Raw genomic sequence first — 23,970 nt, forward strand, 5'->3', positions numbered from 1 at the left:
CCGGAAGTGGGGCGAATTATAGACACCTCAACGAGCGCGTCAACCGTTATTTTCAAAAACCTGAGATCTATTTCACTGCCCCCAATAAACACGGGGTCAGATCAATACAGGTCTCCATGACTTACAGGCTGGGAAACGCAAACTGCGACGCCTCATGGCTCGCCCGCTGCGGCCAGCGCTGCGTAATTGCCTTGCGACGGGTATAGAAACGCACCCCATCCGGCCCGTAGGCATGCAGATCGCCAAACAGCGAACGCTTCCAGCCACCAAAGCTGTGATAAGCAACAGGCACAGGCAAAGGCACATTGACCCCCACCATGCCTACTTCAATCTCGTCGCAGAACAGACGCGCCGCCTCCCCGTCGCGAGTGAAGATGCAGGTACCGTTGCCGTACTCGTGATCGTTGATCAGTTGCATGGCCGCTTCCAGGCTGTCGACACGCACGATGCACAGCACCGGCCCGAAGATCTCTTCCTTATAGATACGCATCTGCGGCGTGACGTTATCGAACAGGCACCCGCCCATGAAGAAACCTTGCTCATGACCGCTAACCTCAAGACCACGACCATCAACCACCAGCGTCGCCCCCGACTGCACGCCGCCTTCTATATAGCCGCTGACCTTGTCACGATGCTGCCCCGTCACCAACGGCCCCATGTCCAGGCCACAGGTCGTCCCCGCACCAATCTTCAGGCTCTGAATCTGCGGAACCAGTTTCGCCACCAGCGCATCGGCGATCTGATCACCCACACAGACGGCAACCGAGATCGCCATGCAGCGCTCGCCGCACGAACCATAAGCGGCGCCCATCAAGGCACTGACCGCGTTGTCCAGGTCCGCATCCGGCATCAGCACCGCATGATTCTTCGCGCCGCCCAATGCCTGGACTCGCTTGCCTCGTGCTGCGCCTTCCTTATAGATGTATTCGGCGATAGGCGTGGAGCCGACAAAACTCAGCGCCTTGACTTCCGGCGCCTCGATCAGCGCGTCCACCGCCACCTTGTCGCCATGCACCACGTTGAGCACGCCTTTAGGCAGCCCTGCCTCGTGCAGCAGTTCGGCAATCAGCAACGTGGAACTGGGATCGCGCTCGGACGGCTTGAGGATGAAGCAGTTGCCACAGACGATCGCCAGCGGGTACATCCACAAAGGCACCATCGCCGGGAAGTTGAAGGGCGTGATGCCCGCAACGATACCCAGCGGCTGGAAGTCAGACCATGCATCGATATTCGGCCCCACATTGCGGCTGTATTCACCCTTGAGGACTTCCGGCGCAGCGCAGGCGTATTCGACGTTCTCGATGCCGCGCTTCAACTCCCCCGCTGCGTCTTCCAAGGTCTTCCCGTGCTCTTCGCTGATCAGTTGAGCGATGCGGCCTTCGTTCTGCTCCAGCAATTGCTTGAAACGAAACATCACTTGAGCGCGTTTTGCAGGCGGCGTGTTACGCCATGCCGGAAAGGCTGCCTTGGCTGAATCGATCGCCCGCTGAACCGTTTCGCGACTGGCGAGCGCCACCTTGTGAATGGCCTGTCCGGTAGACGGATTGAACACATCGGCCGTACGTCCGTCATCGGAAACGAACTCACCGTGGATCAGGTGTTGAATGCTGCTCATGAAAAAAACTCCAAAAGGGTTTCCGGCAGGCGCGAATCACTCCGCGCCCGCTGCTTATATAAGAAGGGTGTCAGCGAGGATGATCAGTCGATGAGGTTCAGCGTTTCGCCCACTGCGTCGAACAGCCGATCCAGGTCCTCAGCCTTGCTGTTGAAGGTCGGCCCGAACTGCAGGGTGTCGCCGCCAAAGCGCACATAGAAGCCCGCTTTCCACAACTTCATCCCGGCCTCGAACGGCCGCACGATGGCATCACCGTCGCGCGGTGCGAGCTGGATAGCTCCGGCCAGCCCATAGTTGCGAATATCCACGACGTTCTTGCTGCCTTTGACGCCATGCAATGCGCTCTCGAAATGGGGGGCCATTTGCGCAGCCTGCTGCACCAGATTTTCGCGCTGCAACAACTCAAGCGCAGCCAGACCGGCAGCACAGGCCACCGGGTGCGCCGAGTAGGTGTAACCATGCGGGAATTCGACCGCGTATTCCGGCGTCGACTGGTTCATGAACGTCTGATAGATCTCACTGCTGGCAATCACGGCGCCCATCGGGATAGCACCGTTGGTGATCTGCTTGGCGATGCACATCAGGTCAGGTGTGACGCCGAAGCTTTCGGCACCGAACATCGAGCCGGTGCGGCCGAAGCCCGTGATGACTTCATCGAAGATCAGCAGGATGTTGTGCTGATCGCAGATTTCACGCAGACGCTTGAGATAACCCTGCGGCGGCACGATCACACCTGCCGAACCCGCCATCGGCTCGACAATCACCGCTGCAATGTTCGACGCGTCATGCAATTCGATCAGCTTGAGCATCTCGTCAGCCAATGCGATACCGCCTGCTTCCGGCATGCCCTTGGAGTACGCGTTACTGGCCAGCAGCGTATGCGGCAGATGATCGACATCCATCAACTGGCCGAACATTTTGCGGTTGCCGTTCACGCCACCCAGGCTGGTGCCTGCCACGTTCACGCCGTGATAACCACGTGCCCGCCCGATCATCTTGGTCTTGGTGGCCTGACCCTTGAGACGCCAGTAGGCACGCACCATCTTCACGGCAGTGTCCGCGCACTCGGAGCCGGAGTTGGTATAGAAGACGTGATTGAGATTGCCCGGCGTCAGCTCGGTGATTTTTTCCGCGAGCTGAAACGATAACGGATGGCCAAACTGAAAGCCCGGTGAATAATCCAGCACGCCCAGTTGCTTGTAGACGGCCTCCTGGATTTCCTTGCGGGTATGCCCAGCTCCGCAGGTCCATAGCCCGGAAAGCGCATCGTAAATCTTGCGGCCCTTGTCGTCCGTCAGGTAACTGCCTTGCGCTGCAACGATCAGGCGCGGGTCGCGCTGGAAGTTGCGATTGGCCGTGTAGGGCATCCAGTGGGCATCAAGCTTCAGCTGACTGGCGACAGAAAGATCGGACGACTCGAGCATATTCATTGAAACGAACCTCGTGTGTGCTTGAGCAAGCAGTTATTTCAGTTAAGGTGCCATGGAGCCAAAGTCTGGAAAATCTGACTTTCACGATCTTTAGTTTGGTAGAGACTAAACAATGAGCACCCGTCGCACCGATCCTCTGGCACAAGTCAGCGACTTTGATATCCGTCTCTTGCGCCTGTTTAAAAGCGTAGTCGAGGCTGGTGGCTTCTCGGCCGCGGAAAGTGCGCTCGGCATCGGTCGTTCTGCAATCAGTCAGCAGATGAGCGATCTGGAGCAACGCTTGGGTTTGCGTCTCTGCCAGCGTGGACGAGCGGGATTCTCGGTGACCGATGAAGGTAAAGAGGTTTATCAGTCGGCATTGCAGTTGCTCAGCGCGCTGGAAAGCTTTCGAACCGAGGTCAACGGTCTGCATCAGCATCTGCGCGGCGAGCTGAATATCGGGCTGACCGACAATCTGGTCACCATGCCCCACATGCGCATCACCCATGCCATTTCGCAGCTCAAGGAACGCGGCCCGGATGTGCACATCAACATCCGCATGAGCGCCCCGGCCGAAGTAGAACAGGGGGTACTCGAAGGCAAGCTGCATGTCGGTGTGGTGCCTCAGGTCAGCGCACTGCCAGGTCTCGATTACCAGCCGCTGTATAGCGAGCGCTCGCTGCTGTATTGCGCTGTCGGCCATCCGCTGTTCCGTGCGGCCGATGCTCTGCTCGGCAGCGAGCACCTTGCCGAACAGGACGCCATCGCACCGACGTTCAGACTGCCCGCCGAGATTCAGGCCCATTATCAGGCACTCAAATGCACCGCCAGCGCGTCGGATCGTGAGGGCATGGCGTTTCTGATCCTGACCGGGCGCTACATCGGTTATCTGCCGGACCATTACGCCAGCGCCTGGGTAAAGGAAGGCAGGCTGCGTGCCTTGAAACCGGACTCCCGGTTTTACGACCTGAGCCTGGTGACGGTGACGCGCAAAGGAAGGCGCCCTCATTTGGTGCTGGAAAGCTTCATGGAAGGATTGGCTGCTACCCGATGAAACACTTCATCATGACAGCAGCAGAACGCGCGCCTACAGAAATAACCCCTAATCACGGCAGACCCTTGATACCACAGGCGGTATCACACATCCCGTGACAATAACCTGAGCAGGTGGACAGCTTTTTGCATTGGATCCGGATAACGAAACGCCAGCTCATGGCGCCTCCCTCTGCCCCAACGTCCGAGAGCCTGTCATGCAGCCCGAAACATCCGACAACAGTGACCTGATCTACGGCCTCGACGACCGCCCCAAGCCACTGACGGCTACTCTTGCCGCATTGCAACACGTACTTGCCAGCTTCGTCGGCATCATCACCCCGCCACTGATTATCGGCTCCGCACTGGGTTTGAGCGCCTACCTGCCCTACCTGATCAGCATGGCGTTGATGGTGTCCGGCGTGGGCACTTTCATTCAGGCGCGCCGCCCGTTCGGCATCGGTGCCGGGATGATCTGCCTGCAAGGCACCAGCTTCGCCTTTCTCGGCGCGGTGCTGTCGGCAGGCTTTCTGGTCAAGCAGCGTGGTGGCAGCCCGGAAGACATCATGGCGATGATCTTCGGCGTGTGCTTTTTCGGCGCGCTGGTGCAGATCGTGCTGAGCCGCTGCATCGGCCAATTACGCCGCGTCATCACACCGCTGGTGACCGGTATTGTGATCACCTTGATCGGTGTCAGCCTCATCAAGGTCGGTGTGACCGATCTGGGCGGCGGCTTCAATGCGCCCGACTTCGGTTCGCCGCTGAATCTGGCACTCGGCGTCTTCGTGCTGGTGGTGATCATCGCGCTGAACCGTTCCAACACGCCGTGGGTTCGTCTATCGGGGATCATCATCGGCCTGGCCGTCGGCAGTCTGGCGGCGTGGTTCAGCGGCAAGCTTGTCCCGCAACCGATTCATGACCTGCCGCTGATCAGCATTCCGGTGCCCTTTCGCTTCGGTTTCAGTTTTGACTGGAGCGCTTTCCTGCCCGTCGCGCTGATTTATCTGATCAGCAGCATCGAAACCGTCGGCGACCTGACCGCCAACTGCATGCTGGCCAGGCAACCCATCAGCGGACCGAGCTACGTGGCCAGACTCAAGGGCGGCGTGCTCGGTGATGGCGTGAGCTGCATGCTCGCCGCCACGTTCAGCGCATTCCCCAACACCACCTTTGCCCAGAACAACGGTGTTATCCAGTTGACCGGCGTTGCCAGCCGTTACGTCGGTCTGTACATCGGTGCCGTGCTGTTCATCCTTGGACTGTTTCCGCACATCGGCGCCATCGTTCAGCAGATTCCCAAACCGGTACTGGGCGGCGCAACGCTGGTGATGTTCGGCAGCGTCGCGGCGGCAGGCGTCCGGATTCTGGCTCAGTCGCCACTGGATCGACGCAGCATGCTGATCATTGCGACCTCATTCGGAGTAGGCCTGGGCATCGCCTCACAGCCCGCGCTGCTCCACCAGATGCCCAAGCTCGTGCAGAACCTCTTCGACTCGGCCATCACCAGCGGAGGCATCACGGCCATTCTGATGTGCCTGTTGATCCCTGAAAGCAAAGCCTGCGCCGACGTGCAGGCAACCTGCCAGGAAGCCGAACCCTTTGAGCCTCAACGATAATTTTCCAGTGCCTGTGCTTGCGGGATGGCCGCAGGTGCGTTATCTGTTCGTCCGTTGCGTCCCTTGACCTGCCCGGAATCGCCCATGACCCTCCAAGTCCCTGCGCACAACGCCCACGTTGCCAAGCCCGCCAGCCGCATTCGTCAGAAAAATGAAGAGGCGATCATCAAGGCCGCCGAAGACGAGTTTGCACGTCACGGTTTCAAGGGCACCAGCATGAACACCATCGCGCGGAAGGCCGGGCTGCCCAAAGCCAACCTGCACTACTACTTCACCAACAAGCTGGGGCTGTACATTGCAGTGTTGAGCAACATCATCGAACTGTGGGACAGCACCTTCAATACCCTCAGCGTTGAAGACGATCCCGCAGAAGCGCTGGCACGGTACATCCGCGCCAAGATGGAGTTTTCGCGCCGCCAGCCTCAGGCGTCGCGCATCTTTGCGATGGAAATCATCAGCGGCGGCGAATGCATGAGCGAATATTTCAGCCAGGATTACCGCTTGTGGTTCCAGGGCCGGGCAGCGGTTTTCCAGGCCTGGATCGACGCCGGCAAGATGGACCCGGTCGACCCGGTGCATCTGATCTTCCTGCTGTGGGGCAGCACTCAGCACTACGCCGACTTCGCGTCCCAGATATGCCGCGTCACCGGGCGTACCCGCCTGACCAAACAGGACATGGACGAGGCCAGCGAAAACCTGATCAGGATCATCGTCAAAGGTTGTGGGCTAAAGCCGCCAGCCTTGTAGAATTCGCACCTTGTCGCCAGCCGGATGCACGCATGCCTTTTACCCTTGCTGGCCCTTGCGAGTTTCGTGAAGAAATCCGCAAGAGCCGCTTCATCACCCTCGCCGCCCCCATCAGCAGCCCGACCGACGCGCAGGCGTTCATCGACCAGCACAGTGACCTGAACGCCACTCACAACTGCTGGGCCTGGAAACTGGGTGATCAATACCGCAGCAATGACGATGGCGAGCCGGGCGGCACCGCAGGCCGCCCGATTCTTGCGGCAATCGAGGCGCAGGGTTTCGATCAGGTCGTGGTGCTGGTCATTCGCTGGTACGGCGGCATCCAGCTGGGAACCGGCGGTCTGGCCCGTGCCTACGGTGGCGGCGCCAACAAGTGCCTGCAGCAGGCAGCACGTGTGGAGCTGGTCAACCGTCTGTCTTTCAACCTTGAGTGCAGCTTCAGCGAACTGGCGCTGGTCAAGGTTCGTCTGGCTGAATCGAGCGGCCTGGTTGAAGCCGAAAACTTCACCGCCAATGGCGTGGAAATGTCGGTTGCCATCGGCCCTGAGCATGTGGAGAACTTCCAGCGGCAACTGGCTGACCTGAGTCGGGGCAGAATCGTCCTGCATCCGGCATCCACGCTGTAATCAAGCGTTCATCACGATGTGCACAGTTGCCCACATCTACTGTGCATCCGACTGTGGATAAGCTGAGCACATACCGCTGCAAGCCTTGTCGGGCAAGCGATGCAGGCGATTGATCATTTTTTGAACAATACACCCTGATACGTGTGAAACCGTTGATAAAACAGCGATTTAAACGCGCTTAGCTCCTTCGGAATCCAAGCGCTTCGGCGTTATGCCCGGTTCGACGCGTTTCACACAAGAACTGTGGAGCAACCTGTGGATAACAGGTGCAAGGGTGTCGCAGCGGCTTGGCAGCTCGCGCTCGCTGACATCTGTACGTTTTTTGATCAAACACAGTGAGCCAATTTGGCCCTCGCCGCCGATATGCACGCCCCGAACTGGTGCTGAAAGACCGCGACTGTCTGCGGGAACCTCCAAACAGTCTCGTCACAGGCCTTATTCAGGGCCGCCCGACAAAAGCTGACCCCCTGGCCAGGATTTTGCTTTATCCACGGGCGACCCACTCCTGCCTCAGAGCCTGACATGCCAAACCACGCGACACCTGCGCGTCTTCAGTTACGCCACATCACCAAACAGTACCCCGGCTGTCTGGCAAACGACGCTGTCGACCTGACCATCCAGCCCGGAGAAATCCACGCGTTGCTGGGCGAGAACGGCGCGGGCAAAAGCACGCTGATGAAGATCATTTACGGTGTGACGCAACCGGATTCCGGCACCATCATCTGGCAAGGTCAGCCGCAGATCATGCGCAACCCGGCACAGGCCAGAAGCCTGGGCATCGGCATGGTGTTCCAGCATTTTTCGCTGTTCGAAACCTTGAGTGTGGCGCAGAACATCGCGCTGGCCATGGGTGCGGCAGCCGGTACACCGAAACAACTGGAACCCCGTATCCGCGAAGTCTCGCAGCGCTACGGCATGGCGCTGGAGCCACAGCGACTGGTGCACAGTCTGTCGATTGGCGAGCGGCAAAAGGTGGAAATCATTCGCTGCCTGATGCAGGACATCCGCCTGTTGATTCTCGATGAACCCACCTCGGTGCTTACGCCGCTGGAAGCCGAAGAGCTGTTCGTGACCTTGCGGCATCTGGCCTCTGAAGGCTGCAGCATCCTGTTCATCAGCCACAAGCTGGGCGAGGTCCGGGCCCTTTGTCACAGCGCCACGGTGTTGCGAAACGGCAAAGTATCCGGGCATTGCATCCCGGCAGAGTGCTCGGATCTGGAACTGGCGCGTCTGATGGTCGGCGATGCAGAAGGCCTGACGGCGCAGTATGAAAAAGTCAGCGGTGCAGCACCGTTTCTGCGGGTCGAGCGACTGTCGTGGCACAACCCCGATCCATTTGGCTGCTCCTTGAAAGACCTCAGTCTGGAGGTGCGCAGCGGCGAGATCGTCGGCATCGCAGGCGTGGCGGGCAATGGACAGGACGAGTTGTTGGCGCTGCTCAGCGGTGAGCAGTTATTGCCTAGTGCCCAGGCCGCCACGCTGCGTTTCGCTGACGCCCCGATAGGTCACTTGCGGCCCGATGCCAGACGCAAGCGCGGTCTGGCCTTTGTGCCCGCCGAACGTCTGGGTCACGGCGCGGTGCCGGAACTGAGCCTGGCGGATAACGCGCTGCTCACAGCATTTCAGCAAGGTCTGGTCAGCAAAGGCCTGATTCAGCGCGGCAAGGTTCGGGCATTGGCCGACGAGATCATCCGCCGCTTTGCAGTAAAGACGCCGGACACCCAGACCGCCGCGCGCAGCCTCTCGGGCGGCAACCTGCAAAAATTCATTCTGGGGCGCGAAATCATGCAGAACCCCAAACTGCTGGTCGCTGCGCACCCGACCTGGGGCGTGGACGTCGGCGCGGCGGCTGCCATCCATCGCGCACTCATTGCCTTGCGCGATGCCGGCGCAGCGATTCTGGTGATCTCCGAAGATCTGGACGAGCTGTTCCAGATCAGCGACCGCCTCGCCGCGCTGAGCGGTGGACAACTTTCCCAACTGATCCCGACCGGACAGACCAGCACCGTGCAGATTGGCGGCTGGATGGCAGGTCAGTTCGATCATTCTCATACCCAGGCGCAATTGCCGGGTTAACGGAGCAAAACATGCTGCTTTCTCTGGAACCGCGCGGCCAGCAATCGCGCGCCATGCTGTGGTGCTCTCCCCTGCTGGCCGCCGTGCTGACGCTGGTCTGCGGGTCGCTGCTGTTCATCGCCTTGGGGCTTGATCCGTGGGTAACCTTGCACACCTTGTTGATCGCACCGGTCAGTGACCTGTACGGCCTGTCGGAACTGATGGTCAAGACGCTGCCGATTCTGCTTTGTGCACTGGGGCTGGCGGTTGCCTATCAGGCGCGCATCTGGAACATCGGCGCTGAAGGCCAACTGCTGCTGGGCGCTCTGGCGGGCAGCGCTGTCGCGGTCAACATCATCGAGCTGGAAAGCCGCTGGGCGCTGGTGATGGTCCTGATGGCGGGCACGCTGGCCGGTGCAGCCTGGGCAGGCGTAACGGCCTGGTTGCGCACGCATTTCAATGCCAATGAAATCCTCACCAGCATCATGCTCAACTACATCGCCTTGAACCTGCTGCTGTATTTCGTGCACGGGCCGCTCAAGGATCCCGCAGGCATGAACTTCCCGGAATCGGCGACCTTCGGCGATGCCAGCCGCCTGCCGCTATTGATGGAAGACGGCCGCGCGCACGTCGGCGTGTATTTCGCACTGTTTGCGTTGGTGGCGGTGTGGGTCTTGCTGCAGCGCAGCTTCGTCGGTTTCCAGATCAAGGTGCTGGGCCTGGACAAACGCGCTGCCGGGTTCGTCGGCTTTCGTGAGAAGCGTCTGGTGTGGCTGGCCTTGTTGATCAGCGGCGCACTGGCCGGGCTCGCAGGTGTTTCGGAAGTCACCGGTCCCATCGGGCAACTGGTGCCGCAGGTGTCTCCGGGTTATGGCTACGCGGCGATTACCGTGGCATTTCTGGGGCGCCTCAATCCGATCGGCATTCTGTTCTCCAGCCTGTTGATCGCCCTCCTGTATCTGGGTGGCGAAAGCGCGCAGATGACCCTGAACCTGCCGCCCGCTATCACCCAGTTGTTTCAGGGAATGATGCTGTTCTTCCTGCTGGCCTGCGACGTACTGATTCTTTACCGCCCACGCCTGAAGATGCGCTGGGCCAAGCGTCAGATGACACCTGCTGTAGGAGCCGCGTGATGGATATCGATCTGCTGAGCAATATTTTCTACGCCATGGTGCGTTGCGGCACTCCACTGCTGCTGGTCGCGCTGGGTGAGCTGATCTGTGAAAAGAGCGGCGTGATCAACCTCGGTCAGGAAGGCATGATGCTGTTTGGCGCGGTGATCGGCTTCATCATCGCCCTGAGCACCGGCAACCTGTGGCTGGGCGTGCTGCTGGCGATGCTCGCAGGCATGCTGCTGTCGGCACTGTTCGCGCTGGTTGCGCTGGTGTTCAACGCCAACCAGGTGGCCACGGGTCTCGCGCTGACCATCTTCGGCGTCGGACTGTCGAGCTTTGTCGGCGCGACATGGGTCGGCAAGCCGCTCAGCGGTTTCGAGCCGGTTGCGATTCCCTTTCTGAGCGACATCCCGCTGATCGGCCGCATGCTGTTCGCTCAGGACCTGCTGGTCTACCTGTCCTTCGCCCTGTTTGCGCTGGTCGCCTGGGCGCTGCTGAAGAGTCGTATCGGACTGATCATTCAGGCGGTCGGCGAAAACCCCGATGCAGCCAGTGCGATGGGCCTGCCCGTGTTGCGGGTTCGCACCCTCGCCGTGCTGTTCGGTGGCGCCATGGCCGGGCTTGCAGGTGCCTATCTGTCGCTTGCCTACACGCCGATGTGGGCCGAAAACATGAGCGCCGGACGTGGCTGGATCGCCCTGGCGCTGGTGGTCTTCGCCAGCTGGCGCGTCTGGCGTCTGCTGCTGGGCGCCTACCTGTTCGGCCTGGCCAGCATCCTGCATTTGGTCGCTCAAGGCATCGGCCTGGCAATCCCGTCCAATCTGCTGGCCATGCTGCCCTACCTCGCCACCATCATCGTTCTGGTGCTGCTGTCGCGCGATGCATTGCGCACCCGGTTGTATGCGCCGGTTTCGCTGGGGCAGCCTTGGCGGGCGGGGCATTGATAGAAGAAGAGATGATTCGGCAGGCAGGGCCGCAACGTTCAGGCTTGGCTTACGCACAACCATGAGCCAAGCTTGATCACTGCCCATGGGATGAGCAATTCGTCGCTCAACGGTTGGCTTTCAGTCTGAACGAAGTCGGCGACCGCGTTGCCGAAACCGAAACGGCTTTCCGAATCCTCTTTTCAATCTGCCAAGGAGTTTTTTCATGACGACCAAAACCGCGCTGATCATCGGTGCTTCGCGTGGCCTGGGGCTTGGGCTGGTTCAACGCCTGACTGAACAGGGCTGGAAGGTCACGGCAACGGTGCGTGATCCGCAGAATGCCGACAATCTGAAAGCCATCGAAGGCGTACGCATTGAAGCAGTGGACATTGATGACACCGCTTCGCTGGAAGTGCTGGTCCAGAAGCTGAAGGGGGAAGTGTTCGATGTGCTGTTCGTCAATGCCGGGATCATGGGGCCTAAACACCAGAGCGCGGCTCAGGCGACGGCCGCCGAACTGGGTCAGCTGTTTCTGACCAATGCCATTGCGCCGATCCGGCTGGCGGAACGTTTCGTTGACCATATTCGTCCTGAAACTGGCGTACTGGCGTTCATGAGTTCGGTGCTGGGCAGTGTGGCCTGCCCTGAAGGCGAGACCATGACGCTTTATAAAGCCAGCAAGGCCGCGCTTAATTCGATGACCAACAGCTTTGTGGTGCAACTGCCCGAGCCACGTCCGACCGTGTTGTCGCTGCATCCGGGCTGGGTCAAGACTGACATGGGTGGCGAAAATGCCGCCATTGACGTGCAGACCAGCACCACCGGGCTGGTGGAACAGCTCAATGCCTATGCGGGCAAGGGCGGGCATCACTTCATCAACTATAAGGGCGAGACGATTGCCTGGTAAGTGATCAAGAGCGGGCGCGGAGCATCCTGGGCGGTATTTCCACGCAGAGCGTGAGTAACGATCAATTGTCCGACGCCACACTGATCGTGCCCATCGCTCCGCGTGGGTATGCATCCCGTGACGCTCCGCGTCACAAATGGCACAGACTGCGGATTCAGTGAGCCGAGCGCATGACGTGGATAACGCTGGAGCTTGTCCACGCATCTGCGCCACATTCGAGAGCGGACGCGGAGCGTCCTGAGAGGCATTCCCACGCAGAGCGTGGGAACGATCAGCGTGATCTCAAGCACGCCGATCACGCGCAGAGCGTGAGGAACGATCAATTGTCTGACTCCACACTGATCGTGCCCATCGCGTGGGCATGCATCTCGTGACGCTCCGCGTCACACGCACTTTCACGCGCAACTTGATTAAAAACTGATCACTTCAGTAAACTCCACGACCTTGCCGAGGCGCTGTCTGTCTCGCACCCTGGATCAGCAGACAGGGCAACACTGAGCTGGCTAACCCTGAACCCATTTTCAGAGGAGCCGGCCCATGTCCGCGATCCGTATCTGGTTGAAAAATCCCCTTGCTGTGTTCACCGCCAATGACCTCGATGCCCGTGGCGGGCTGGTCATCGAAGGCGGTGTCATTACTGAAGTACTCGCAGCCGGGCAACAACCTGCCCTGCCCTGCGATCAGGTATTCGACGCGCGCGAGCATGTGCTGCTGCCGGGCCTGATCAACACTCACCATCACTTCTATCAAACCCTGACCCGCGCCTGGGCGCCGGTGGTCAATCAACCGCTGTTTCCGTGGCTCAAGACGCTTTACCCGGTCTGGGCGCGGCTGACGCCTGAAAAGCTTGCCGTCGCCAGCAAAGTCGCATTGACCGAACTGTTGCTGTCGGGCTGTACGACCGCTGCCGATCATCACTACCTGTTTCCGGACGGGCTCGAGCAGGCCATCGACGTGCAGGTGCAAAGCGTTCGCGAGCTGGGCATGCGCGCCATGCTCACTCGCGGCTCCATGAGTCTGGGCGAAGCGGACGGCGGTCTGCCGCCGCAACAGACGGTGCAGCAGGGTGAGGTGATTCTGGCCGACAGTCAGCGTCTGATCGAGACCTACCATGAGCGCGGCGACGGTGCGCAGATCCAGATCGCCCTTGCGCCCTGCTCACCGTTTTCCGTCACACCGCAGATCATGGCTGAAAGCGCCGCACTGGCTGAAAAGCTCGACGTGCGCCTGCACACCCATCTGGCCGAAACCCTCGACGAAGAAGACTTCTGCCTGCAGCGTTTCGGCCTGCGCACCGTCGATTATCTGGACAGCGTCGGCTGGCTCGGCCCGCGTACCTGGTTGGCTCACGGCATTCATTTCAATCCTGACGAAATCGAGCGACTGGGCTCGGCAGGCACCGGTATTTGCCACTGCCCGAGTTCCAACATGCGCCTGGCGTCCGGCATCTGTCCGACGCTGGATCTGATCGCCGCAGGCGCGCCGCTCGGGCTGGGCGTCGACGGTTCGGCGTCCAACGACGCCTCGAACATGATGCTCGAAACCCGCCAGGCGCTTTACCTGCAACGGTTGCGTTACGGCGCAGAAAAGATCACCCCGGAACTCGTACTGGGCTGGGCCACCAAGGGCTCGGCACAACTGCTAGGGCGCACTGACATTGGTGAATTGGCGGTCGGCAAGCAGGCAGACCTGGCACTGTTCAAACTCGACGAACTGCGTTTTTCCGGCAGCCACGATCCGCTCTCGGCGCTACTGCTGTGCGGCGCAGACCGCGCGGATCGAGTGATGATTGCCGGGCAGTGGCGTGTGATCGACGGTCAGGTCGAAGGGCTGGATCTGCAACAACTGATTGCCGAGCATCGTCAGGCGGCACGGGAACTGATTCAAGGCTGAAGCCAGACCTGTAAAGCTGTGAACGGATCGACACCTACTGCGGTGTTGATCCGCTAGAGTGTCGCCTCCCCCAGCCGCCAGGCGAGACATCGTGTCCACCAGCCCTCCCTCTTCAAGCCCTCCCGAAGATGACAAAAGTCTGTCGGTCCTGCTGCTGGGACTGGCCTGGCAGCTCTTGCTGCTGATAGGGCCTGCCGCGCTGCTCACGATGCTGCCGCCCTGGCAGGGATTGCTCATCGTACTCGGCCTGGCCGCCACCACCGGTTTGTGTGTATGGGCCGGCTGGAAAGGTATTACCAGCCCAATCACATCACTGAGTGTCAGCGCCATGATTGGCCTGGGGCTGAGCCTGGGTCGCGTGCTGCCCAATTACTGGAATGTACTGGTCGCTCTGTTCACGATCATAGTGGGCCTGAACCTGCTTCAAAGATGGGAAAGCAAACTGGGCATCGCCGAACCCTCCGAGGGCAAAAAAGAGGGCGAGAACACGCCACCATCGTTTCGTCAGCGCAGCTACGAAACAAGCAATAGCGCATGGGGCGGCCAGGAACCGGAACGTACCCCCGAAGGCGAGCCAATTCGCGTCTTCAACATGGGTGAGATCGCCATGGGCGGACCGGTCTACATGGATTACCTGTTCCCCGATGGCGTGCTGCTTCAAGGCATCGGAGCTTCAGCCCGGTTTTCCATCGACGGCCGTTACTTCGCTGCTACCGTGCCTTCGCGTCAGGCGTGGGGCTTGGTCATTCTGGACCGCCAGATGCGCCGGGTGTATCACTGTGATAACGACGTATTCTGGGAGCTGGACACATTCACCGCGACCGATCTGAGCGGGCGCATCAGCCCGCTGGTGGATAACCGGGCCTCCACGATCAAACTGCAGGACGTGGTCAAGACTGCCCGCGTCGTCGACATGATGCCGATCGTGGATATCTGGATCGAGCCGTCGGCGCGACCTCAGGACGCCGCCGCCGAACGAATAGAACGCAATGGACCCCATGACCGGCATCGCATCGAGGGTCATTTGCGCATGCCTGCCAGCCTGCGCGATCTGGAGCAACCGCTGGACGCGTTGCGCTACCCGGCCTATCAACTGAGTCTGGACGGCCGGGAAAGCGATCTGTTTTTCTACGCGGACGATTCGATCATCTGGCGCGAGGACGGCAAGGCACTGTGTGTCATGGCGCAACAGGCCGGCGATGAAGAGAAGAAGTACTGGTGCTGGCAAGCTCGAACCGGCTGGCAGGCACTGGCCGAGCCGTGGGTGATCAGCAACCGGGAGATATCGCTCAACTGGCACGCACCGCTAGCCCTGGACGAGCATGATCTGCGCATCGAAGGCTATCTGGCGTTCGAATGCCCGGATCGCGGCCGCTATGGCTACAGCCTGCGCTGCATTCACAGCGACACGGAAATCCAGACCGGGCACGATGCCCAAGGCCAATTGCAGGGCGGGGAGCGGAAACTGACCGGAGTTCGTCTGATCGTCCCGCTGACCGGCAAGGGCGAGCGCGGCATGAGCAGCATCGAGACCGAGCCGTTGCTGGAAGGGCAGCGCGCCCGGCTGAGTTGGCAAATGGACAACGCGGTCGATCTGGGTGGTTACCGCTGTCGCATCGCAGACTGGGAACTGCCGGGGTTGTGGCTGCTTGAGCATCGGGTTTCGGACTGTCAGCGATATCTGGCATTGATCCCGTTCACCGAGTACCCGGCCAGCCGCGGCAAGGTCGTGGTGATCGACCTACTCAAGCGCCGCCGTCTGGAAGGACCGCCCATGGAAGTGGTTCATCTCATGGACGTGCGCGAGGGCAAGCTCTCGGTCATCACCGTAGCCGGGCGGTTGACGGACGCCTGTGAAAGCACAGCCTTGCAGCGTTACGACCAACCCGCTCCACTTGTCGGGCAGGCGGCAGACTTCTGGGATTACCGCGAGGGTTCTCGTCCGTACTATCAGATTGTCGAGCTGGAAATCGGCGACGATGCTCTGCGTGCGCTGCCACAATGGCGAACGGTGAAACTCCCTCAGGCCGCCAACGCGGACGGGGACTTCGTGCAGCCCGCACCGGGCAACAGCGACGCGGCCTGGCTGTTCGGCTGCGAGACCGAGTACGCCGACAGCTGGATGCGCAAAGGAGCAGGCCGTCTGGGTGGACACCTGCTGACCGCGTCCGGATGCGCCATCAAGGACCTTGCTCCGTCGATGATCTGGTCACCCGACGCCCGCTACCTGGTCCTCACCCGCCTGCACGTGGATCCGGAAAGCCGCTGGGAATTGTTGCTGCTGGATGTGCAGGAACGAACACTGCGCACCTTTCCCTACTCCCCGGGCAACCGACCGCAATTAGAAAGCTTCGACAATGGAAAGCTCAAGGTACGGTCATTCGAGCGGGATTGGGCGTCAGACGTTTATCCCGACACAGGCCGCGTCAGCCCGACCAGCCTGGCCAGCTTGCTGAAGCTACCGGCTGTGGCGCTGATCGAGTGTGAAGGACTGTGGCTGATGCCAGGACAGGAGAAGGACGCAGGGCTCTGGCGAGCGCTGGACAGGACGGCATTAACGCAGTTTGCGCTAGCTCGCTGATCGTTCCACACGCTCTGCGTTGGCACGATCAGCGTAAAGCTGCTCAAAGCCCCAGGCACGACAACATGATGAACGTCGCGAACAGCACGAAGTGGGTCATGCCCTCGATGGCGTTCGTTTCGCCGTCGTTGAGGTTGATCGCGCTGACCAGCAGGGTGATCGCGATCATCACGGTCTGCACCGGCGTCATGGCCATCTGGAAAGGCTGGCCGCTGTAGAGCGCCATGGCTTCCATTACCGGAACGGTCAGGATCACCGTGGACAACGACGCACCCAGCGCGATGTTGACCACCGACTGCATGCGGTTGGCGAGTGCTGCACGCAAGGCTGTGAGGATTTCAGGCGACGCGGAAATGGCGGCGACCAGAATCGCCGTCATGACCGGCGGCGCGCCGGTGCCTTCAAGCCCCAGGTCGACGGTCTTGGACATGACTTCGGCCAGCGCACCAATGACCACTACGCCGACCACCAGGGTAGCGATGGAACGGGTCAGGTTGACCGGCTCGCCGTGCTCTTCGGGCTGATCCTTGCGCTTTTTTTTGTCCGGGTAGCTGTAGCTGAAGAAGTAGCTGTGCGGCCCGACCTGCATGCGCAGGAACAAAGTATAGAGCAGAATCATCGCGCCGATGGTGAAGGCCGAATACAGCTTCCAGTTCGCTTCGGGAATGAACTCGGGGACGATCATGGACACGCCCATGGCCGTCATGATCATCACGCTGTAAGTGCGCGCCGAATCGTCGTTGTACGACTGCTCGCCGTGCTTGAGACCACCCATCAGCGCGGCCAGCCCCAGGATGCCGTTGATGTCGAGCATCACAGCGGAATAGATGGTGTCGCGCACCAGCGTCGGTGATGGCTCGTTGCTCATCATGATTGCCAGGATCACCACTTCGACCAGCACCGCCGACAGCGTCAGGATCATCGTGCCGTACGGATCGCCCACTTTCTCGGCGAGCATTTCGGCGTGATGCGCCACCCGCAGCGATGCACAGACGATGAAGCCGACCAGCGCCAGACCGGCCACCAGAGCAACTGTCTGGCCATTGCCCAGCAACGTGTGCTCCAGCGGATAGGCGACAAAAGTGGCGATGATCGCCAGTAGTAAAAATTTTTCCTGCTTGAGCAAAGCGCCCATGTTTGTTCCCCAAACCCTTGCGACACATCGCCGCGGATGTATATGAAGGTGTCTGTCATTGAAGCCGTTCAGAGTGCAGGGTGTGACAAAAGGTTTCAAAAAATGCCCCGAATGGGAACGCCACCCATGCGTAAATGACTTTTGATCCCGTCGTCACGATGTGAAATAGTGCCCGCCGTTTTCTTCGCGGCCTTTCTGGCGTGCCTGTTCGCGGCCAGGTTTGCGTGAATGGGTCTTCGCGGTTCCGTTTCAGTGATTCCGTTTCAGTAACAAAAGGACATTCGTCATGCGTGCTTTTCGACTGACATCTCTGCTGGCCGGCAGTCTGCTGGCGGCCATGGCTTGCGCCACCCAGGCAGCGCCTATCGACATTGATGACGGCCAGCACAAGGTTCACTTGCCCGATGCGCCCAAGCGCGTGGTGGTGCTGGAGTTTTCCTTTCTCGACAGTCTGGCCTCGGTCGGCGTGACGCCCGTAGGCGCCGCCGATGATGGCGATGCCAACCGCGTGCTGCCCAAGGCGCGCAAGGCCGTTGGCGAATGGCAGTCGGTAGGCCTGCGTTCGCAGCCGAATATAGAAGTCATCGCACGCCTGAAGCCGGACCTGATCATTGCCGACCTGGGTCGTCATCAGGCGCTGTACAACGATCTGAAAAGCCTGGCCCCCACGCTGATGCTGCCATCGCGTGGCGAAGACTATGAGGGCAGCCTGAAATCCGCCGAGCTGATCGGCACTGCGCTGGGCAAAGGCCCGCAGATGCAGGCGCGTATCGCTGAAAACCGCGAGCATCTGAAAGCGGTCGCTGCGCAAATCCCGGCCGACACCAAAGTGCTGTTCGGCGTCGCCCGTGAAGACAGCTTCTCGGTGCATGGCCCGCACTCTTATGCAGGCAGCGTGTTGAAGGCCATCGGCTTGCAGGTGCCGGAAGTGCGCAAGAACGCCGCGCCGACCGAGTTCGTCAGCCTTGAGCAATTACTGGCGCTGGATCCGGGCTGGCTGCTGGTCGGGCACTATCGTCGCCCGAGTCTGGTGGACAACTGGAGCAAGCAGCCGCTGTGGCAGGTACTGAGTGCGGTGCGCAACAAACAGGTCGCCGAAGTGGATGGCGACAGCTGGGCGCGCAATCGCGGGATCATGGCGTCCGAGCAGATTGCCGATGATGCGCTTGCAGTCCTCAAGGGCGGCAAGGCCGTGATCAACCCTTAAATGCGTCGCTGGCTGATGGCGAGCGTGATCGCCGCAGGTTGTCTGGGCCTGTTCTGGATGTCGCTGTTCGCCCTGTCGCCCTTCACCATCCGGCAGATCGACGCCTGGAACGGGCTGTTCACGCTGGGACGCGAGGGCGGCAACATCGCCTACATCGTCGCGCAACTACGTGTACCGCGAGCCTTGTGCGCGGCGCTGGTCGGCGCCTGCCTCGGCGTGGCCGGAGCCTTGATGCAAGGCATCACCCGCAATCGGCTGGCCTCCCCGTCTCTGTTCGGCGTGACAGCGGGCGCGGCGCTGGGTCTGGCGTTGTTCTCCACAGGGCTGATTGCCCTGCCCTTCCCCGGCGGCGCGCTGCTGATGACCTGTCTGGGCGGTGCCCTGGCGTGGATCACGGTGTTCAGCCTCGGCGGCGCCTGGTCGCCTGCCACATCCCAGGGCCGACTGGTGCTGGCGGGCGTGGCGGTGGCGGCGTTGTGTGCGGCGCTGACCCGCCTGACCGTGATTCTCGTTGAAGCCCAGGCGCAAAGCGTCCTGAACTGGCTGGCCGGTTCGCTGGCCAACGTTGGCGCTGAACAGCTGCAACTGCTGTGGCCCTGCACGCTGATCGGCGTCGTGCTGGCGATTGCCTGCGCGCCACGCCTGAATCTGATCAACCTTGGCGAGGACGCCGCCCGTTCGCTGGGCGTGCGCATCGGCGCGCTGCGCCTGCTGGTGTTCGTGGTCAGTCTGGTGCTGGTCGGCGCCAGTGTCTGCGCCGTCGGCCCCATTGGTTTTGTCGGCCTGATCGCGCCGAACATTGCCCGCCAATGGCTGGGCAACGATTACCGCTGGCTGATCCCGGTCAGCGCCGGACTGGGCGCCGCCATCGTGCTGGCGTCCGACCTGATCAGCCGCGCCGTGGCGTTCCCGGTCGAAACGCCAGCGGGCGTGGTGACGGCATTGATTGGTGCGCCGTTCTTCCTGTTTCTGGCGAGGCGCGCGCTATGAGCCAGCCTCGCTCAAGACTGCTGATCCTGATCGGCCTGTTGCTGCTGGCACTGTTGCTGAGCCTGAGTGCGGGTACGGTCTGGCTGACACCGGGCGCGGTGCTCGACCATCTGATCGCTCATGACAGTAAGGACTTCGAAGTCTGGAATCACCGATTGCCGCGAGGTCTGATTGCCATTGTCACCGGCTGTGCGTTCGGTCTGGCCGGTGCCATCGTGCAGGGCGTGATCCGCAACCCGCTGGCCTCGCCGGAAATCCTCGGCGTGACGCAAGGCGCGGGGCTCGCGCTGACCATCGCGATCATCGGCTTTCCACATTTGCCTGTTTCCGCGCTGCCTTTCGTGGCGTGTCTGGGCGGTGCGGGCGGCGCACTGTTGCTGGCGCTGTACAACACCGGTGTGCAGTTTTCCGGTGTGCGCTTCGCACTCTCGGGTGTGGCCATTGCCGTCACGCTGTCGAGCATCACCGAGTTTCTGATTCTGTCCAATCCGCTGGACATCAACACCGCCCTGCTGGCGCTGACCGGCAGCCTGTGGAGCCGCAACTGGCACCACGTGCTGCTGGCCGTGCCGTTGTTGATTCTGATCCCAGTCACGCTATTGCTGGCCAAGCCGCTGAACCTGATCGGTCTGGGTGACGAAGCGGCGCAGAGCCTGGGCACCGGTCTCACGCGTACGCGCTGGCTGGCGATGGGCAGCGCGGTGCTGCTGACCAGCATGGGCGTCGGGATCATCGGCCCGATCAGTTTCGTCGGGCTGGTCGCGCCGCACATGGCCCGTCGACTGGTGGGCGGTCATCATCAATTCCTGCTGCCCGCCTCCATGGTGCTGGGCGCATTGCTGCTGGTGCTGGCCGACACGCTCGGTCGCACGCTGATCGCGCCCAGCGAGATCCCGGCAGGGATTCTCACGGCGGTGATCGGCGCTCCGTATTTCCTGTGGCTGCTGGCCCGATTCAAAGGTTGATCCCATGAGCATTCTTCAGGCACAGCAACTCGACATCGGCTACGGCGCAACCCGCATCGTGCAGGACCTGTCGTTCAACCCGCCGCCCGGAAAGGTCACGGCGCTGATCGGCCCCAACGGTTGTGGCAAGTCCACGCTGCTCAAGGCGTTTGCGAGAATTCTCACGCCGCAGGCCGGCAGTCTGAGTCTGGACGGCAAGGCCTACCGCGATCTGTCGGCACGGGATCTGGCCCGCAAGGTGGCGTTCCTGCCGCAGGTATTGCCCATCCCCGAAGGCGTGAGCGTGCGTCAGCTGGTTGCTTATGGCCGCAGTCCGCACAACAGTCTTTGGGGGCGTCTGAGCGGCGCGGATCAGCACAGTGTCGAGCAGGCCTTGCAGCGCATGGAACTGGAGACCCTCGCCGACCGGCCGTTGTCCGACCTGTCCGGCGGGCAACGCCAGCGCGCATGGCTGGCGATGATTCTGGCCCAGGATGCCGCCATCGTGCTGCTCGACGAGCCGACCACCTATCTGGACATTAGCCATCAGGTCGAACTGCTGGACCTTATGCGCGCACTCAGCGCCGAAGGCAAGACGGTCATCACTGTGTTGCACGACATAAACCAGGCCTGTCGTTACGCCGACCATCTGGCGGTCATGCAGGCCGGACGGCTGGTGGCCAGTGGTACACCCGGTGACGTATTGAACGCCGAACTGGTGTGTCGAGTGTTCGATGTTCAGGTGCAGATCATGCGCGAACCCGTGGCAGGCACGCCCATGTGCATCGTCGAACGCAGCACTCGCTGCACCAGTTAGCGGCGAAGGGCCTGTAACCTGCACCGTCGCGCTGCATATAAACGGGAGTAGAACGGTCTGCAGCGCGTCTGCGTCATAACTTGTCTTTGTGGTCAGCTATTTGCATTGGCGGAGTATCCACTCCAACAAGACTGCAAGGAGCAAGACCCGATGCACCTGACCACCCCACGCCGTCCCCTGAAAAAACTGCTGTGCGCCATGACCGCTGTCGTCGGTCTGGGCGCCAGCCTGCTCGCCTCGGCAGCCGATCCGTTGAAAGTCGGCTTCGTCTACATCGGCCCTATCGGCGACCACGGCTGGACCTATCAGCACGAACAGGGCCGCAAGGCGATGGTCGCGGCGCTGGGCGACAAGGTCAGCAGCAGCTACGTGGAAAACGTGCCGGAAGGTGCCGACGCCGAACGCGTGATCCGCAACATGGCCAAGGGCGGCTATGACCTGATCTTCAGCACCTCCTTCGGCTACATGAACCCGACCCTGAAAGTCGCCAAGCAGTTTCCCAAGGTGAAGTTCGAGCACGCCACCGGCTACAAGCAGGACAAGAACATGGGCACCTACCTGGCCCGCACCTATGAAGGCCGTTACGTGGGTGGTTTCATCGCCGCGAAAATGACCAAGACCAAGAAGATCGGTTACGTCGCCTCGTTCCCGATCCCCGAAGTGCTGCGCGACATCGACGCCATCCAGCTGGCGCTGAACAAGTACAACCCCGGCACCGAGATCAAGGTGGTGTGGGTCAACTCCTGGTTCGATCCGGGCAAGGAAGCCGACGCCGCCAACGCGCTGATCGATCAGGGTGTGGACGTGGTGTTCCAACACACCGACAGCCCGGCACCGATCCAGACCGCCGAACGTCGTGGCGTATACGCCGTCGGCTACGCGTCGGACATGGCGCACTTCGGACCCAAAGCTGTCCTGACCTCCATCGTCAACAACTGGGGGCCGCATTACATTCAGGCGGCCGAAGGCGTGCTCGCGGGTACCTGGAAACCACAGGATTACTGGGGCGGCCTGAAGGAAGGCACGGTTGAACTGCCGATCAGCGACATCGTCCCTGCCGACGTGAAAGCTGAAGCACAGACGCTCATTGCCAGCATCGAAAGCGGCGAATTCCATCCGTTCACCGGCCCGATCAAGGACCAGACCGGCACTGTGAAGATCCCGGCTGGTGTGGTCGCGACCAACGCTGAGCTCGCGTCCATGAACTATTACGTCGAAGGCATCAAGGCCGAGTTGCCGAAGTAATCTGCCCGAGGGATCGCGTCCATACTCAAAGGGCGCGATCACTTTGAAGACCACCCGATTTCCAGGACCGCTTCATGGATCAGCTTCCCATCATCGACATCGCCCCGCTCTACGGCACGGACACCGAGGCCTGGCAGAGCGTTGCCAGCCAGATCGACAGTGCCTGTCGCGAATGGGGTTTCTTCTACATCACGGGACACCCGATCACACCGCAGCGGATCGAGCAGGTGCAATCGGCTGCCCGGCGTTTCTTCGCCCAACCGGCGGAGGAAAAGCTCAGGATCGACATTACCCAAAGCACTCATCATCGCGGCTATGGCGCCATTGCCACCGAGCAACTGGACCCCAGCCTGCCGAGCGATCTGAAAGAAACCTTCGACATGGGTCTGCACATGGATGCCGGGCATCCTGACGTGCTGGCGGGCAAACCGCTGCGCGGACCGAATCGACATCCCGATCTGCCGGGCTGGGAAAGCCTGATGGAACAGCATTACCTGGACATGCAGGCACTGGCGCAAACCCTGCTGCGTGCCATGACCCTGGCACTGGGCATCGAGCGGGACTTCTTCGACCAGCGCTTCAAGGACCCGGTCAGCGTGCTGCGCATGATTCATTACCCGCCGCGTCACACCGCGACCTCGAAAGAACAGCAAGGCGCAGGCGCGCACACCGATTACGGCTGCATCACCCTGTTGCATCAGGACGCGGCAGGCGGACTGCAAGTGCGTGATGTGCGGGGCGAATGGATAGACGCGCCGCCCATCGAGGGTACGTTCGTGGTCAACCTCGGCGACATGATGGCGCGCTGGAGCAACGACCGTTACCTGTCCACGCCGCACCGGGTCATCAGCCCGCTGGGTGTCGATCGCTACTCGATGCCGTTTTTCGCCGAACCTCATCCGGACACACGCATCGAATGCCTGCCCGGTTGCCAGAGCGAAAGCCAGCCGGCCCGCTATCCTGTCACCACCTGTGCCGAGTTCCTGTTGTCACGCTTTTCCGACACCTATGCCTATCGTCGAGAGCAGGAGAAAGCGTCTTAGTTGAACGGTCGGTCAGGTTTTACCCAACGCGGCGACGTGCATCTGTAGAATGCCCGCGATCTGCACC

The 23,970-nt window shown here is 61.0% G+C and carries 19 protein-coding genes; 16 read left to right on the top strand and 3 right to left on the bottom strand.

Annotated elements, in window-relative coordinates; all coding sequences use genetic code 11:
- Positions 1-121: 121 nt before the first annotated feature.
- Positions 122-1,615, bottom strand: a complete 1,494-nt coding sequence (locus tag QRN20_RS10455) for a CoA-acylating methylmalonate-semialdehyde dehydrogenase (protein ID WP_122433893.1) — start codon at positions 1,613-1,615, stop codon at positions 122-124.
- Positions 1,616-1,698: 83 nt separating this feature from the next.
- The gene (aptA, locus tag QRN20_RS10460; protein ID WP_029243546.1) at positions 1,699-3,045 is read right to left on the bottom strand and encodes an omega-aminotransferase AptA; all 1,347 of its coding nucleotides are present in this window, start codon (positions 3,043-3,045) and stop codon (positions 1,699-1,701) included.
- A gap of 112 nt (positions 3,046-3,157) precedes the next feature.
- Between aptA and QRN20_RS10465 the strand changes: the two genes are divergently transcribed.
- From QRN20_RS10465 to QRN20_RS10510, 10 genes are all read left to right on the top strand, one after another.
- Positions 3,158-4,078, top strand: a complete 921-nt coding sequence (locus tag QRN20_RS10465) for a LysR family transcriptional regulator (protein WP_054540893.1) — start codon at positions 3,158-3,160, stop codon at positions 4,076-4,078.
- 196 nt (positions 4,079-4,274) lie between these two features.
- Positions 4,275-5,672 carry a uracil-xanthine permease family protein gene (locus QRN20_RS10470; protein ID WP_122433894.1) on the top strand — a complete coding sequence of 466 codons (1,398 nt, stop codon included), beginning with the start codon at positions 4,275-4,277 and terminating at the stop codon, positions 5,670-5,672.
- 84 nt (positions 5,673-5,756) lie between these two features.
- The gene (locus QRN20_RS10475; RefSeq protein ID WP_285360329.1) at positions 5,757-6,419 is read left to right on the top strand and encodes a TetR/AcrR family transcriptional regulator; all 663 of its coding nucleotides are present in this window, start codon (positions 5,757-5,759) and stop codon (positions 6,417-6,419) included.
- 32 nt (positions 6,420-6,451) lie between these two features.
- Positions 6,452-7,045 (top strand): IMPACT family protein, encoded by a 594-nt coding sequence (locus tag QRN20_RS10480; RefSeq protein WP_029243542.1) that lies wholly within the window; start codon positions 6,452-6,454, stop codon positions 7,043-7,045.
- A 522-nt stretch (positions 7,046-7,567) separates the two neighbouring features.
- The gene (locus QRN20_RS10485; RefSeq protein ID WP_502942122.1) at positions 7,568-9,121 is read left to right on the top strand and encodes an ABC transporter ATP-binding protein; all 1,554 of its coding nucleotides are present in this window, start codon (positions 7,568-7,570) and stop codon (positions 9,119-9,121) included.
- A gap of 11 nt (positions 9,122-9,132) precedes the next feature.
- Positions 9,133-10,233 carry an ABC transporter permease gene (locus QRN20_RS10490; protein ID WP_122605540.1) on the top strand — a complete coding sequence of 367 codons (1,101 nt, stop codon included), beginning with the start codon at positions 9,133-9,135 and terminating at the stop codon, positions 10,231-10,233.
- Positions 10,233-11,159 carry an ABC transporter permease gene (locus QRN20_RS10495; RefSeq protein ID WP_122605538.1) on the top strand — a complete coding sequence of 309 codons (927 nt, stop codon included), beginning with the start codon at positions 10,233-10,235 and terminating at the stop codon, positions 11,157-11,159. The genes QRN20_RS10490 and QRN20_RS10495 overlap by 1 nt, the downstream gene beginning before the upstream one ends.
- A 205-nt stretch (positions 11,160-11,364) precedes the next feature.
- On the top strand, positions 11,365-12,048 hold the full coding sequence (locus QRN20_RS10500) for an SDR family oxidoreductase (protein WP_029243538.1): 684 nt from the start codon (positions 11,365-11,367) through the stop codon (positions 12,046-12,048).
- A 537-nt stretch (positions 12,049-12,585) separates the two neighbouring features.
- Positions 12,586-13,941 carry an 8-oxoguanine deaminase gene (locus QRN20_RS10505; RefSeq protein ID WP_122605536.1) on the top strand — a complete coding sequence of 452 codons (1,356 nt, stop codon included), beginning with the start codon at positions 12,586-12,588 and terminating at the stop codon, positions 13,939-13,941.
- 91 nt (positions 13,942-14,032) lie between these two features.
- Positions 14,033-16,522: a hypothetical protein gene (locus QRN20_RS10510; protein ID WP_122605535.1), complete on the top strand. Its 2,490-nt coding sequence runs from the start codon at positions 14,033-14,035 to the stop codon at positions 16,520-16,522.
- A gap of 43 nt (positions 16,523-16,565) precedes the next feature.
- Here QRN20_RS10510 and QRN20_RS10515 read toward each other — a convergent pair whose 3' ends face one another.
- Positions 16,566-17,657, bottom strand: a complete 1,092-nt coding sequence (locus QRN20_RS10515) for a calcium:cation antiporter (RefSeq protein ID WP_029243535.1) — start codon at positions 17,655-17,657, stop codon at positions 16,566-16,568.
- 286 nt (positions 17,658-17,943) lie between these two features.
- On the opposite strand from QRN20_RS10515, the gene QRN20_RS10520 reads away from it, so the two are divergent.
- The 6 genes from QRN20_RS10520 (at position 17,944) to QRN20_RS10545 (ending at position 23,903) form a co-directional block, all read left to right on the top strand.
- Positions 17,944-18,864, top strand: a complete 921-nt coding sequence (locus QRN20_RS10520) for a Fe(3+) dicitrate ABC transporter substrate-binding protein (RefSeq protein ID WP_029243534.1) — start codon at positions 17,944-17,946, stop codon at positions 18,862-18,864.
- Positions 18,865-19,854, top strand: coding sequence for an iron-dicitrate ABC transporter permease FecC (gene fecC / locus QRN20_RS10525; protein ID WP_025995910.1), 990 nt, complete (start codon positions 18,865-18,867; stop codon positions 19,852-19,854).
- Positions 19,851-20,819 (top strand): iron chelate uptake ABC transporter family permease subunit, encoded by a 969-nt coding sequence (locus QRN20_RS10530; RefSeq protein WP_029243532.1) that lies wholly within the window; start codon positions 19,851-19,853, stop codon positions 20,817-20,819. Before fecC ends, QRN20_RS10530 begins: the two co-directional genes overlap by 4 nt.
- Before the next feature lie 4 nt (positions 20,820-20,823).
- Positions 20,824-21,615: a Fe(3+) dicitrate ABC transporter ATP-binding protein FecE gene (gene fecE / locus QRN20_RS10535; RefSeq protein WP_122605533.1), complete on the top strand. Its 792-nt coding sequence runs from the start codon at positions 20,824-20,826 to the stop codon at positions 21,613-21,615.
- A 150-nt stretch (positions 21,616-21,765) separates the two neighbouring features.
- Positions 21,766-22,860: a BMP family ABC transporter substrate-binding protein gene (locus QRN20_RS10540; protein ID WP_029243530.1), complete on the top strand. Its 1,095-nt coding sequence runs from the start codon at positions 21,766-21,768 to the stop codon at positions 22,858-22,860.
- Between the two features lie 74 nt (positions 22,861-22,934).
- The gene (locus QRN20_RS10545) at positions 22,935-23,903 is read left to right on the top strand and encodes a 2-oxoglutarate and iron-dependent oxygenase domain-containing protein (RefSeq protein WP_025995914.1); all 969 of its coding nucleotides are present in this window, start codon (positions 22,935-22,937) and stop codon (positions 23,901-23,903) included.
- Positions 23,904-23,970: the final 67 nt, after the last annotated feature.

The sequence above is a fragment of the Pseudomonas sp. fls2-241-TYG-175 genome (assembly GCF_030209155.1).
In the GTDB taxonomy this organism is placed as follows: domain Bacteria; phylum Pseudomonadota; class Gammaproteobacteria; order Pseudomonadales; family Pseudomonadaceae; genus Aquipseudomonas; species Aquipseudomonas viridiflava.